Annotated in this window: 10 protein-coding genes; 7 read left to right on the forward strand and 3 right to left on the reverse strand. The window is 47.0% G+C overall.

Annotated elements, in window-relative coordinates; translation table 11 throughout:
- Positions 1-196 precede the first annotated feature (196 nt).
- Positions 197-400 carry a ribosome modulation factor gene (rmf, locus tag H5715_RS05860; protein ID WP_075187420.1) on the forward strand — a complete coding sequence of 68 codons (204 nt, stop codon included), beginning with the start codon at positions 197-199 and terminating at the stop codon, positions 398-400.
- Between the two features lie 225 nt (positions 401-625).
- Here rmf and H5715_RS05865 read toward each other — a convergent pair whose 3' ends face one another.
- The 3 genes from H5715_RS05865 to H5715_RS05875 all read right to left on the reverse strand — a co-directional run bounded on the left by H5715_RS05865 (position 626) and on the right by H5715_RS05875 (position 6,879).
- A complete protein-coding gene (locus H5715_RS05865; RefSeq protein ID WP_075187419.1) occupies positions 626-1,651 on the reverse strand; it encodes a quinone-dependent dihydroorotate dehydrogenase in 1,026 nt (341 codons plus the stop codon).
- A 139-nt stretch (positions 1,652-1,790) separates the two neighbouring features.
- A complete protein-coding gene (locus H5715_RS05870) occupies positions 1,791-2,018 on the reverse strand; it encodes a DUF2835 domain-containing protein (protein ID WP_075187516.1) in 228 nt (75 codons plus the stop codon).
- Between the two features lie 7 nt (positions 2,019-2,025).
- Entirely contained in the window at positions 2,026-6,879 is a 4,854-nt protein-coding gene (locus H5715_RS05875; RefSeq protein WP_075187418.1) for an NAD-glutamate dehydrogenase, read from the reverse strand.
- A 237-nt stretch (positions 6,880-7,116) separates the two neighbouring features.
- On the opposite strand from H5715_RS05875, the gene H5715_RS05880 reads away from it, so the two are divergent.
- From H5715_RS05880 to H5715_RS05905, 6 genes are read left to right on the forward strand one after another with little or no spacing between them, the layout of a single operon-like run.
- The gene (locus tag H5715_RS05880; RefSeq protein WP_075187417.1) at positions 7,117-8,082 is read left to right on the forward strand and encodes an AAA family ATPase; all 966 of its coding nucleotides are present in this window, start codon (positions 7,117-7,119) and stop codon (positions 8,080-8,082) included.
- A gap of 11 nt (positions 8,083-8,093) precedes the next feature.
- Positions 8,094-9,065: a DUF58 domain-containing protein gene (locus tag H5715_RS05885; RefSeq protein ID WP_075187416.1), complete on the forward strand. Its 972-nt coding sequence runs from the start codon at positions 8,094-8,096 to the stop codon at positions 9,063-9,065.
- Positions 9,062-9,631 (forward strand): DUF4381 domain-containing protein, encoded by a 570-nt coding sequence (locus tag H5715_RS05890; protein ID WP_075187415.1) that lies wholly within the window; start codon positions 9,062-9,064, stop codon positions 9,629-9,631. Before H5715_RS05885 ends, H5715_RS05890 begins: the two co-directional genes overlap by 4 nt.
- Before the next feature lies 1 nt (position 9,632).
- Positions 9,633-10,664 (forward strand): vWA domain-containing protein, encoded by a 1,032-nt coding sequence (locus H5715_RS05895; RefSeq protein WP_075187414.1) that lies wholly within the window; start codon positions 9,633-9,635, stop codon positions 10,662-10,664.
- Positions 10,661-12,655: a vWA domain-containing protein gene (locus H5715_RS05900; RefSeq protein ID WP_075187413.1), complete on the forward strand. Its 1,995-nt coding sequence runs from the start codon at positions 10,661-10,663 to the stop codon at positions 12,653-12,655. Before H5715_RS05895 ends, H5715_RS05900 begins: the two co-directional genes overlap by 4 nt.
- Positions 12,656-12,671: 16 nt before the next feature.
- On the forward strand, positions 12,672-14,411 hold the full coding sequence (locus H5715_RS05905) for a BatD family protein (protein ID WP_075187412.1): 1,740 nt from the start codon (positions 12,672-12,674) through the stop codon (positions 14,409-14,411).
- The last annotated feature ends 21 nt before the right edge of the window (positions 14,412-14,432 follow it).

The raw sequence follows: 14,432 nt of genomic DNA on the forward strand, positions 1-14,432 counted from the left end.
CTATGAATTTTAATTCGTTCACTTTTGTAGTGTCCTTTGGGACACTGTTAGTCCGCTTCGCCGTAAAGGGCGATATATAGGGCTCCAACGCGCCCAACAGTTAAATTGTAAATGGATTTACTCTAGTTAGTACGGAAATAACCGTTATTCATAGAAGAATCAGCATAACCAAAAAAACCAGTGAGGTACTTCCTGTATGAGACGTCAAAAACGAACCAACTCTGAGCGTGCTTTCTCTCGCGGCTACATGGCCGGAACTGCCGGCAGATCAAGGAGCCTATGTCCCCATGTCGCGGGTGAAGCCAGACAGGTATGGCTAACGGGTTGGCGTGAGGGACGGGAAGACCATTGGAATGGTTTCAACACTCTGGCGCAAGTCCAGAAGCTCCAAAATTACTAGCTGGCGACTGCACGAACGCTACCCAGCTTATAGAACCGCTGCCGCATTCTCCCAAATGCAACACCGCATTCATATACTTACAAGCGGCGGCACTAAAGGTACATTTGTTAAGAGGTAAACAAAAGTCTACAACGGACACCACACGCAAAACGTGTGACGCTTTACTGATGGATCAGCTCCTCCGCTCGGCTATGCCGATGCACCTAGGCTCCGTAAACAGGAGCTTTAAGAGGCCGTTAGCGCTGCTATGGCGCTTGCGGCTTCAGCTACGAGTTCTGGCCCCTGATAAATAAACCCTGTATATAATTGAACAAGGCTCGCACCAGCTTCTATTTTTTCCACAGCATCTTCGCTACTCATAATGCCACCAACTCCAATGATGGGTATGGCTCCTTGTAAATGATCTGCCAGTACTTTGATCGCGTGGGTAGATTTATCCTTGACGGGACGACCACTCAAACCGCCCGCTTCGTTCTTGTATTCGGAGCTTTCAAGACCGTCGCGCGAGATGGTGGTATTGGTAGCAACTACCGCTTCATAGTTGTTGGCAAGCAACTGATCAGCAACGGCTTTTAGCTCATCATCGGTCATATCCGGGGCGATTTTTACGGCAATAGGTGTTTTCTTACCCGTTTTTGCCATCAACTCTGCCTGCTTCGCTTTAATGCCCTTCAACAGCTTTTCGAGGTTTTCCCCAAATTGTAGGTTGCGCAACCCGGGAGTATTTGGAGATGAAATATTGATTGTGATGTAATCGGCACATTCGTATACCGCATCCATACACTTTTCATAATCGGATAGCGCGTTTTCCTCGGGCGTTAGTTTGTTTTTACCGATATTAATCCCCAGAACACCGTTGTAGCGCCTTTTTTTCACTTTGCTAACAAGGTTTTGCACACCTTTATTGTTGAAACCCATGCGGTTTATCACCGCCTCTTGCTCAACCAGGCGGAACAGTCTGGGTTTTGGATTGCCAGGCTGAGCCAACGGCGTAACCGTACCAACTTCAATAAAGCCAAAACCAAGGTGACCGAAGGCGTTGAAATACTCTCCATCCTTATCCATTCCAGCGGCCAGACCAACGGCATTGGGAAACCTGATGCCCATCACCTCCACTGGTGCGCTCACCATTTTTTTAACAAAAGGTTGTAATAAATGAAGGCGCTCTGCTGCACCAAGCCAGTCGAGAGATAACTCGTGAGCGACTTCCGGGTTGAGGGAGAACAGGAGTTTTTTAGCGATGGAGTACATGGCAGACCTTTGGTCAAAGTAACTAGCTGCAGCGGCATTAGGGTAGAAACGCCGCTCTTAAAAAAGGAACGGCGCAAGGATACAGAAATGGGGCTAAAAGGTCGACAAATGGGCTAGCGGCAGATCATAAACCCCTACATTATTCGACTTTTTCGATGCGGGTAAAACGGTTTTGCCCATCGAAATAGATCGCGAAATGACCATCGATCCCAGTGCGGGTTACAAAGGGCCGCAAAATATTGGCTGGGAAGCGAATCCTGCGCCCATCTAATGCACGGGCATAAACCGATTTGGCAACACCTGCATAGAGTTTTTGATACTCTTCCGCCGAAATACGCAGTGACAGATATACAGCAACTTCAGACATGCGCGCGCTACTGTACATGCCCGGCAGCATAGTGGTCCGTTGCAATGACCAGATCGAGCAACTCTCTTAGGGCGACAGCAAACATCGCGTAGTCTGTGCCGGGAGAACTTTGCACCTCGGTAATCATCTGCTTCCAGCGCAGGATTAAAGGTTCATTTGAACTACACCAGTTCTCGATAATCTGATCGATAGTGCACACATCTGTTCGCATATTAACCAGAGTAATTGTCAGTTGCCTCAATTGGGCTTCTAAATCGTCGAGGTAGGATTCTCGCGCAAGCGCTTGCCAGTAAGTTTCCACGTTTACGTCCGAAAGTTGCGATGCAAACCAGTTGAGATCAAGCTTGTCGAGCAACTCGAAAAAGACTTCTGTTACCAGTTCGGTATCGGCATTCGCCTGTCTTGCCGATTCAATCACGCCCAGGCCGGAAAACAGGTTATCGGCCATGGCCAATTTAAGCGACCAGTCTTCCGGTACATTCAGCTCTTCAAATAAGCGAGAGCGCGCCAGCCATTCTTCCCGAGCGGAACCCTCAACGGCATTGGCCGTTGCCTTATAGACAACACTTAGACCCTCTTTAAAGTAAGGCACATCCACTTTAGGATTGAGATTTAGCCGCCGATTGCGTAAGAACCAGCGCGTTCCCCTGCGCACCCGGCGGATCATATTGGCGAGCAGCTCCGCCTGTAACGGCGCGGCTACTTTGTGGTCCAGGCTTCGGATGTACTTCTGGAAGGCCTCAAATTCAAACACGTCCCGCGATACAATATAGGCCCGTGCGATCTCGGCACTCGTTGCACCTGTGGCTTCAAGTAATCGGTGACCAACGGTGATACCGAGGTTATTGATAAGGTCGTTGGCGACTTGGGTGCCAACAATTTCACGCCTTAACGGGTGCTTGTAGAGAGGCTTTTTAAATTGCTTCACTATATCCAGCGGAAAGGCGGTTTCTATAGCTAAGGCGATATAGGGGTCATCGGCAATGTTGGAATGAATCAGCTCATCTTTCATCATTACTTTTGCATAGGAGATCAGAACCGATAACTCTGGACGCGTAAGATTTTTCCCGTGTGCCTGACGCTCGACTAACTGTTCATCCGTTGGCAAAAACTCCAACGCCCTATTCAGCCTTCCTGTTGATTCTAAAAACGCCATAAAACGCCGGTATTCGTTGGCGCGCCCTGTTGCTTGGAACTGCGCAATGCTAATAGCCTGCGCCTGACGATAATTATTCTGCAATACCAGATCGGACACCTGCTCCGTCATTTTCACCAATAATTTATTGCGTTGTTTTTCGGTTAAATCTCCGTTAGCAACCTGCTCATCTAGCAGAATTTTGATATTCACCTCGTGGTCTGAGCAATCCACTCCCGCCGCATTGTCGATAAAATCAGTATTACAGGCGCCGCCCATCAGGCAATATTCAATGCGCCCGAGCTGGGTCATGCCCAGATTACCGCCTTCCCCAAACACCTTGCAGCGCAACTGCGAGCCATTGACCCGTAGACTGTCATTCGCTTTGTCGCCTACATCCGCGTGGGTTTCACTTTCGGATTTAACGTAAGTACCAATACCGCCATTCCAAATTAAGTCGACAGGGGTTTTAAGAAGCTGATGCATTAGCTCTGTTGGAGTAAGTTTTTGATCGACGATATCAAATGCTTGCTGAATTTCTGGGGTTAACGTTATATATTTCGCGGAACGTTCGAACACACCACCGCCCTTTGAAATTAGAGTTGTATCGTAGTCGGCCCAAGATGTACGGGGAGTATCAAATAATCGCTTGCGCTCTATAAAGCTTTTGTCCGCGTCTGGTGTTGGGTCAATAAAAATATGCTGGTGGTTAAAGGCCGCTTGAAGGCAAATGTGTTCCGATAGCAGCATACCATTACCAAACACATCGCCCGCCATATCACCAATACCAATAACATTGAAATTTTCTTTCTGAATATCGACACCGTTTTCACGAAAGTGTCGCTGTACCGACACCCAGGCGCCTTTGGCCGTAATACCCATACCCTTGTGATCGTATCCCTGGCTACCTCCGGAGGCAAAGGCATCGCCTAACCAATGCTTGTACTCAATGGATATTTCGTTAGCGATATCAGAAAAGGTCGCCGTACCTTTGTCGGCGGCAACCACCAAATACGGATCATCTTCGTCGTGGCGAACAACGCTTTCTGGCGGTACCACAGTACCGTCGACAAGATTATCGGTAATATCCAACAATCCGCGAATAAACGTTTTATAACATGCTATGCCTTCGGCAAAAATAGCATCTCTTCCACCACTCTGTGGTGGTTGCTTGGAAACAAAGCCACCTTTCGCGCCATTGGGAACAATAACCGCATTTTTCACCTGCTGCGCTTTTACTAGCCCCAAGACTTCGGTTCTATAATCCTGCAAACGGTCGGACCAACGCAAACCACCTCGAGCAACTTTCCCTCCTCGTAGGTGAACGCCTTCTACACGGGGAGAATAAACGTATATTTCGTACAAGGGACGGGGCTCGGGAATACCTGCAATATTTCGAGGGCTGAATTTAAATGCGATGTAGGGTTTTTCTTTGCCACCGACAGTTTGGTAATAGTTTGTCCGCAACGTACCTTCCATTAATTCTACGTAGCGACGCAGTACGCGATCTTCATTGAGGTTTGCGACATTATCCAAAGCCTCTAGGACCTTTTCTTTTAACCTATGGCAGCGATCGGTATTTTTTGAATCCCGATTTAAGCGAGGATCAAACATCGATTTAAAGATCGCGATAATATTACGGGTAATTTCAGTGTGGTTGGCGAGCGTTTCAGCGATAAAGGACTGGTCGGCATTAAAACCAATTTGTTTCATGTAGCCCGCGTAAGCACGTAACAAAGCCACTTCGCGCCAATTTAAGCGTGCCCCCAGCACGAGTCGGTTAAAAGCATCACTTTCCGTCTGGTTTCGCCAAACCGAAGCAAAGGCCTGCTCAAACAGTGTTTTTACGGAGTGGACATCCAGGGTGACCGGTATACCGAGGCTCAGCTGAAAATCGTGTAACCATACAGAACCGCCACTCTTGCGAAATATCTGGTAGGGATGTTCGCCCATAACTCTTAAACCAAGATTTTCCAAAATGGGAATAATATCTGATAGCACTAGTGGTTCATTAAGGTGTAGCACTCGAAAGCGCATACTCTTTTCGTCAACGCCGATGGGTTGATAAAAGTTCATTGCAATTGAATTTTCTTCGTTCAACTCCTGCAGTAGCTTTATATCCAGTACGGCGTAGCGAGCATCAAAGTGCTCTTGATAGCTTGGCGTAAAGCCGTTTTTATAATTGTTGTAAAAACTCGTGCCACTATTTTCTCCGAAGGACTCAATAAGGGATGTGCGCAAGTTGTCGGCCCAGTTTCGGGTAACATCAACAATCCGTTCTTCCAATGCCCTTGCGTCGAACCCTTTTTGGGTTGTTTCGCTTACACGGAAAATAAATTGAGCCCTGACCAGCGTTGATTCAGAAAAGAAAGTATTAAAATCAAAATCCTGAGAGCTAAAGGTTTCTGCGAGGATATCCTGAATTTTTTGTCGAACCATACTGCTGTACAGGTCACGTGGAACAAATACATTGCACGTTATAAAATTACCAAAAGGATCTTGTCGAGCAATCAATTTCACCAAATGACGTTCGTTGATAGCCACAATGGACATAATATTGTTGAACAGAGTATCCGTGTCCGTTAGTACCAATTCGGCGCGTGGGTAGCTCTCAATTGCCCGGTACAGACTTTTACCATCGTGACTACTGGGATCCAAACCGGAACGCCTGACGATTTCACTGGCTTTGTTCCTAAGGATAGGAATATCAAAAGGGCTAAGATTGAAGACTTCGTAGGTGAACAGGCCCAGAAAACGCACTTCGCCGGTGGTTTCACCCATTACATTGTATTTCTTAAACACAACGTAATCGGGATAGGTCGATCGGTGCACACTGCTGTGGGTTGAGGCTTTAGAGAAACAGATGGGGTCATCATTGTTGTAGAAGGCCCTCATCCCCTCACTAAAATCTTTTTTATCTACAATAGTGTTCTCGATCTTTACGCGGCTGAAGATACCTAGTCTAACATCAGCGTTTTCGCGTAACGCCGTACTCCCTTCGTGCTCTATTAGGTCGTAATCCCTAAAACCTAAAAACGCAAAATGTTTGTGTTTAAGCCATTCTGCAAATAATTGAATCTCGTGCTCTTCGGGTTTATGGGTTTTTAGGTTGTCGTATACGCTATCGAGATGCTGTAGAATTTTTTCATGGTCTTCAACGACGACCGATACATCCTGCAGAGCATTGAGCAAATCTTTCTTGAGCGACTTCAACTCCGAATCGCTCGGCTGAAGGCTTATCTCGATATACATAAGCGCTTCTCGGCTGCCATTCGTTGCTGAGGCTCCTCCACTGAGAGAGGTTTTGACGCCTCCGGCTTTCCTTTCTATGTTTAATACCGTGCTTTTAACAACATAGATGGGAACCTCCCGGCGATTAAGGGCAATACGAACGGAATCGACTAAAAAAGGCATATCCTTCTGTTGTATAAAAATTACACTGCGGCCGCACTGCCAGCCGTGCTCATCTAGAGAGGGATTAAATACACTGATATTTGGTGCACCGAGCGGTTCACGTTTTAAATAAAGGAACAAGCCAAAGCACAGACCGTATAGATCGCTAAAATGACGACCCACCCACTCATCTAGAGGGAAACGTTGCAGGTAAATTTCTACAAACTGAAAGAAGTCATCGCCGCCTTTAGCGGGTCTATTATCTCTTATCCATTTCTGGAATTGCTGAACAAATATTGTGCGGTTGTCCAAGCTAGACTGACTGATATCCACAAGTGTACCCTCAATGTTTTGAATCTATTCCAATGGTGATGGAACCTGGCGCGGTATTTCGCGGTCATATGCATCCTTGAGACCGCTAGCGGCATAAAAAGTGGGATCTTTTTGCAAGCACTTGAATCAGTAATATTTGCCCGCATACTTAACCCTCGTAACTATTAAGGTATAGTTTTAAAATCCTTTAATATCAATTGGTTCAGTAACTTTTCTAATAAATTGGTGTACCTGAAAATGAGCACGAAAGACGCTGTACAAGCCCTGCGCAAATGGCTGGATAGCCAGATTATTGGACAACCACACTTAAATGATCGTTTATTGATCGCGTTAATTGCCGATGGCCACCTTCTGGTGGAAGGTGCACCCGGCCTAGCCAAGACTAAAGCGATCAAAACCCTTGCTGAAGGTATTGAGGGCGACTTCCATCGGGTGCAGTTTACACCCGATCTATTGCCTTCTGATGTAACGGGAACCGATATTTATCGCCCAGAGCAAGGTACGTTTGAGTTCCAAGCCGGGCCGATTTTTCACAACCTGGTATTGGCAGATGAAATCAACCGAGCTCCAGCCAAGGTGCAATCTGCGCTGCTGGAGGCCATGGCTGAAAGACAGATCAGCGTGGGAAAATCCACCTATAAGCTGCCAGAACTCTTTTTGGTGATGGCGACTCAAAACCCCATTGAACAGGAAGGTACCTACCCCCTACCGGAAGCCCAGCTTGATCGTTTCCTGATGCACGTCGAGGTCGATTTCCCCGATGCTGTCGCGGAAAAAAGTATCCTTCATCTAAGCCGTGCTGAAGCCAGCCGATCAAAACCCAGAGCCACCATGACGGAGCCGGTTAGCCAGCAGAGCCTCTTTGCCGTGCGGGAAGAAGCATTAAGTATTCATATGGCCGATGCGGTTGAGGACTATATGATTCAGCTTACGGATGCCACACGCAACCCCGGCAACTATGGAGATGATCTTCAACGCTGGCTGGACTATGGCGTAAGCCCTCGCGCCACTATTAGCCTCGACCGCTGCGCACGCGCCCATGCTTGGTTGAATGATAAGGACTATGTCAGCCCGGAAGATGTTCGCGCTGTTCTACACGATGTCTTTCGACACCGATTAATTCTTAGCTTTGAAGCCGAGGCGAACGGCCAAACACCCGACAATATCATTGATGAATTAATCGCTCGCGTTCCCGTTGTATAGGCATGATCCAGATGTCCTTAAATAAGCTCGACAAGACCGAGGCTTCGGCTGGCGCCTATATCAGCGTTGAGCAACTGATAAAGCTACGCTATCTTGCGCGCGACTTAACACTCACCACGCGCAAGAAGAGTACGGCCATTATTGATGGCAAGAGCAAAACTAACTTTCGCGGTCGCGGAATGGAGTTTGCCGAAGTAAGGCCCTATCAAGCAGGCGATGATATTCGCAATATTGATTGGAGGGTCACAGCCAGAACCCTGCAGACCTATACAAAACTGTTTCAGGAAGAACGCGAGCGGCCGGTGTTTATCGTGGTAGACCAGCGCTCGCCTATGTTTTTCGGCAGTCGCACGGTGTTTAAATCTGTAGCTGCAGCTCAACTAGCCTCCGTTATTGGTTGGATTGCGCTGCAGAATAACGATCGTATAGGCGCCTTGATTTTTGGCGACAAGGAGCAATACGACCTCAGGGCAAAACGAGGTAAACACGCGGCTCTGGCGCTGGTTAATCAGCTCCAATATTTCAATCACCAGCTTAACAGCCCTGTTGCCCAGCCTGACGCAAGCTCTTCCATGGAGGAGATACTCAGCGACCTTAGGCGCGTAGCGAAACCGGGTAGCGCTGTGTTTGTACTCAGCGATTTTCACGATTTTAATGAGCGATGCGTGGAACCACTATCCATGCTCAGTCGACATACTGATGTCAGCCTGATGAAGCTGTTTGATCCACTTGAAAAGCAATTACCCTCCAGTCACGAACTTACCATGTCCAACAACCAGCAAAAGCTCACCATTCAGCCGGGAATGAACGGTTTTTTACTCGCGTTTCAGCAGTCTTTTCTCAAGACACAGCAACAAATACAGCAACATTGTATTACTGCGGGTGCGCAGCTATTAAATCTCGATATCGGTACCGATATGGCCAACCATGTACGTGATGTTTTTAGCAGTAACCACAAAAAGCGTGCGAGGAATCGCGCATGAATCTCAATCATTGGTTGGCTCAAACGCCCTTACCTCAACCCGTACAAAGCCCCGAAGTCACAGCTTTACTTGAACAGCTGCGCGGTCTTGCCCTGCCGAGTGAAATTGGCCTTTGGCCACCGGCCATTGGCTGGTGGCTGCTAGCGGGCGCGATCGTTGCCATTGTTGCCTCCACAGTTATAGGGCTTCTTCGTTGGCAGAGAAATAGGGTCTATCGGCTCGAAGCGCTAAAAGAACTTAAGCACATACAAAAGAATGAAGAACCACATCAACTGGCGATTCAAGCTGCCGCGCTGCTAAAACAAACATTTCTGACGGCCTATCCACAATTGCAGAAAGCTTGTGCGGGACTGTACGGTTCCCCGTGGTTAGCGCAATTGAAGGCCAACTGCGATATTACAAAATTACCCCTCGAGCAACAGCAAGCACTTACAGCGCTTAGTGGCGAAATAAAATATCAACCGCAATCGAAGCTGGATAAGAAAAATATTATCGCTGTTTGTAAATACTGGATTAAAAATCACCCGCATAAAGCCGTTAACGTTATGCCAACGGAGGCTGTCTAATATGTACCAGTTCTCCTGGCCTTGGGTGTTCGTTCTACTACCTCTGCCACTATTGGTTTATTTTATTTTCTCCCCCGTAAAACGGCAGCAATCCGCATTGCGTGTTCCCTTTTTTACCCGTGTAAATACACTTTATAGCGACACTGCCAGTAAATTAAAAAAACGCTCCAGACTACAGCAACTGCTTTTCGTCATTTGCTGGGTGTTGCTCGTTACCGCGACGGCGAGGCCCCAATGGATCGGTGACCCGGTCACGCTGCCAACCAGTGGTAGAGACTTATTGGTGGCTGTGGATATTTCCGGCAGTATGGAAACGGCGGATATGGTCGTAAACGACCAACAAATCCCCCGTATTGGCGTAGTAAAATATGTTGTTACTGATTTCATCGATCGCAGAGAGAGCGATCGCTTAGGACTAATTCTTTTTGGTACCCAAGCTTACCTGCAAGCTCCTCTGACCTTTGATCGTCCGACCGTGAGTAAATTACTCGATGAAGCTCAACTAGGTTTTGCGGGTGAAAAAACAGCGATTGGCGATGCGATAGGTCTCGCCATTAAGCGGCTAAAGGAAAGACCCGACTCACAGCGGATACTTGTACTTCTAACCGATGGCGCGAATACCGCCGGAGAAGTGTCGCCCAGGCAGGCAGCAGACCTGGCTAAACAAGCCGGCGTAAAAATCTATACCGTAGGTGTTGGTGCCAACCAAATGGTAAAGCGTATGGGGTTGTTCGGTGGGATGTCTAGAATCGTAAACCCTTCAAGCGAGCTAGATGAAGATACGCTTACTTATATTGCTGATACCACCGGAGGCAAATATTTTCGCGCCCACGATCCTCAGGAGTTACAACAAATATACTACCTACTGGATCAGCTGGAGCCTATCGAGCAGGAAGGTGAAACACTCCGCCCTACACGATCACTTTTTCATTGGCCTCTCGCCGTATCTTTACTGCTAAGCATGATGATTGCGTTCTTTCGCGTACTATCCATGTTAGGTTCTAAAACTAACTCAGGAGTGGAGTCCACATGAATGAGTTATTAAACAATTTTCATTTTTTGCGTCCAGAATGGCTGCTTCTAATATTGCCAGCTTTACTATTGGTTGTATTTTTAATGCGTGGTCATTCGCGATCAAGGCAATGGCAAACACTGGTATCTGCACATCTTCTACCCTACCTTATGGACGGAAAATCGGTTAAAGCCAGCCGTTATCCTCTTATTGCACTCCTATTATTGTGGAGCCTACTTGCATTCGCGCTCGCGGGGCCAACCTGGACAAAACTCCAACAGCCTCTGCACAGACAAACATCTGCATTGGTTATTGCGTGGGATCTATCGCCGTCGATGCTGGCGCAAGATGTCACGCCTTCTCGCCTAGTGCGCTCTCGCTTAAAACTCATCGATTTACTGCGACAGAGAAAAGAGGGATTAACGGCGTTAATTGTGTATAGCGGTGAAGCCCACGTTGTTACACCTCTTACAGACGATACAGACACCATTATTTCACTGCTCTCGGGCTTAGATCCGACCATTATGCCGTCGCAGGGCAGCAATATAGAAATGGCCTTTGAACAGGCCTACCAGTTATTTAAAGATGGTGGTATTGCCAAAGGTGATATTCTGATATTTACCGACGGTATAGCGCCTTCGGCGCAGACAACTCTGCAACAGCTACACGACGACAAACCTCATTCAATAGCCATTTGGGGAATTGGCACACAGGAAGGCGCACCAATACCACTCGCCAATGGTGGCTTTGCCTACAGCAGCAACGGCGATATGGTCATTGCCCACCTGAACGACAAAGACTTGAGTGATACGGCTGTGAAACTAGGCGGACTTTATATACCTTTCACACAAACAGAATTCGACCTACAAACCCTGGCAAACTTTGTTTTTTCACGTGATGAAGATACCCGTAAAAACGTTAACCGAATGTTCGATCAGTGGGAAGAACGCGGCCCTTATTTACTGCTAATTCTTTTGCCATTCGCTGCTCTAGCGTTTCGTCGAGGTTGGTTACTGAGCGGTTTTGGGGTGGTGTTATTTCTATCCCCTATTCCCAAGGCTGAAGCCTTTGAGTGGCAGGACCTGTGGCAAACGCTGGATCAGCAGGCAAAAAAACTCTTAGCCGAGACGCCAGAAGACGCAGCTAAGCGTTTTAATAACCCCGAATGGAAGGCCGTTGCCAATTACAATGCCGGTAATTATCAGGAAGCACTAGCCGGCTTTTCAGGCGAAAACAATCGCAACCTTTACAACAGTGCCAATGCCTTAACGCAATTGGGTGACTATGAGGAAGCTATTAAGCAATATAAGCAGGCACTGCAACAAACACCTGCCGATGAGAGTATTCAGCATAACCTCGCTATCGCAGAGAAGTTGAAAAAGCTTCAGGAACAATCAGAACAACAGTCTGATCAAAACAAGGACGAAAACTCGGAGAATAGCGGCGAGCAAAACCAGCAGCAAAACGCTGGCGATTCTAAGGAAAACCCGCAATCGCAGCAACAGGACAATCAACAGCAGAGCCAGAATCAGCAGAAAAATAGCGATTCAGACAAAAACCAAAACAACAGTCAGCAAACTAACGAAGAACAGAAAGGCAACGAGCAACAGCAGACTGAAAACCAGCAGCAAGAATTGTCCGAACAACAAAAACAGGCATTAGAGCAGACCTACGGCGATAAAGAACAGGAAAAGGATAACGCCAAGCAAGATAAAAGTAGTACTACTGAGCAGCAGAAAAAGCATCCATTGGAGCAACAGGAAAATAAAACAGAGGAGGATGGATCAGCAGATGATCAACCCCACAATAGCAGCATTATTCCGCCGACAGCAGAACAACAAGAAAAGCAAGAAGCCCAGCAATCATTGGAACAATGGTTAAGAAAAGTACCTGATGACCCCAGCGGCTTGTTGCGCAATAAATTTCGTTACGAATACGGGCAACGCAGGCGCTCTATTCGCGATAATCAATGGAAATTGCCGGAAGGCGAACAAAACGAAGAACGCTGGTAAAAAATCGAGATCAAATATGCAACACAGCAACTTTTACAAAATATTATCTTTGTTCATTATTAGCATATTGCTGTTTGGCAGTGGGAATATCTATGCACAAACACTAACCTCCAAAGTTGATCGAAACACGATTTCTGTTGATGAAACACTTACACTTACCGTTCGCTACAACGGCAATACCAATGGCCAACCCGATTTCAGCTTGCTGAGTAGCGCGTTTGAAATACTCAACCAAAGCCAAAGCAATCAGATCCGCAACATTAACGGTAACGTAGAGTCATTTACCGAGTGGACAATGGTTATTATTCCCAGAGAAGAAGGCCGCCTCATTATTCCTTCATTTAAATTCGACGGAAAATTTAGTGAAGCCATTGAGATTCATGTAACCCAGAGCACTCCCGTTCCAGCAGGCATGAAGGATGTCGTATTTATTGAAACGCTGGTCGACACCGAAAGCAGCTACGTCCAACAGCAAATAAAATTAACGTATCGGTTTTACTACTCAGTGAATGTCGACAACCTCGAACAAGCGCCCCTGAAATTGGATGACGCAATCATAGCGCCGCTTCAAAATTCCAGCTACACCAAAAACTTTAATAACGTTCTCTACCGTGTAGCGGAATATAATTATGCGCTCTTCCCTCAGGCCAGCGGCACTTTGCAGATCCCCTCGCTACGATGGACGGCTAAATTAAGCCAATCGCGCAATCGAAATATTTGGAATCAAGGCACTGGTCGCTACGAGCTTAAGCGCTTGAAAACCGATGCAAAGACAATCGAGGTAAAACCTGTTCCCGCCGCGTTTCCCGCAGGGGCGACATGGCTGCCCTCTTCCGGTATCACACTGACAGAACATTGGAATACCGACCCAGCTAATTTCAAAGTTGGTGAGCCTATGACCCGCAAGTTAGCGATTCAGGCTCAAGGGCTTACCTCGTCTCAACTACCAAGCATTATCAGCGAACCACAAAACAGCCATATTAAATTTTATGGAGACAAGCCAGAACTCCTCGATAGTGACAAGGCTGACGGAATAAAATCTGAACGTATCGAAACCGTTGCGGTTGTGGTTTCGCAAAGTGGTGAAGTCACCATTCCCTCTGTACGCATACCCTGGTGGGATACAGTATCTGACAATCTAAAATATGCGGAAATTCCAGAGCACACTTTCTACGCTGAAGGCAATGCCAGGGTGGAAGAAAATTTAAGTGTGAGGCAAGAAGCGTTGGGAACTCCAATACAAGCATCTGCCGAACTTCAGCAGGCATCATCCACCACAACCGAGAGCCCTTTCTGGCGATGGATTGCGATACTGGCAGGCTTTTCTACGTTAGTGTTTGCCGGACTTTGGCTAAGCACTCAAAGACGTATAGCCAAGCTTCAACAACAACTAAAGCCACAGGGAAAAGATTCAAATTTGCGCTCAAACCTGCAGGAAAAGCAGGCCTGGAATCAGTTTGAAAAAATGTGTGTAGATAATAATTTGGCCAATGTACGCAGCGCGGTAATTTCCTGGGCAAGAACCTATTGGCCCAATGCGGGTATTCATGCACTAGGTGATATTGCACGTAACACCGATGATTTAAATGTTAAGAGCCAATTATCTGCGTTGGATCATGCGCTATTTTCCAGCCAGGCCAATTCACAATGGAATTCAAATGTATTGTTGGCGGCGCTGAAAGAGTGGAAAAAACAACAAGCAGGTGATTTAAAGAAAGGGAATAGTAGTTTAAAGCCGTTATACAAAAGCAGTTAATTGATAGGTCGGATCAGTCCG

This window comes from Teredinibacter haidensis, from assembly GCF_014211975.1.
In the GTDB taxonomy this organism is placed as follows: domain Bacteria; phylum Pseudomonadota; class Gammaproteobacteria; order Pseudomonadales; family Cellvibrionaceae; genus Teredinibacter; species Teredinibacter haidensis.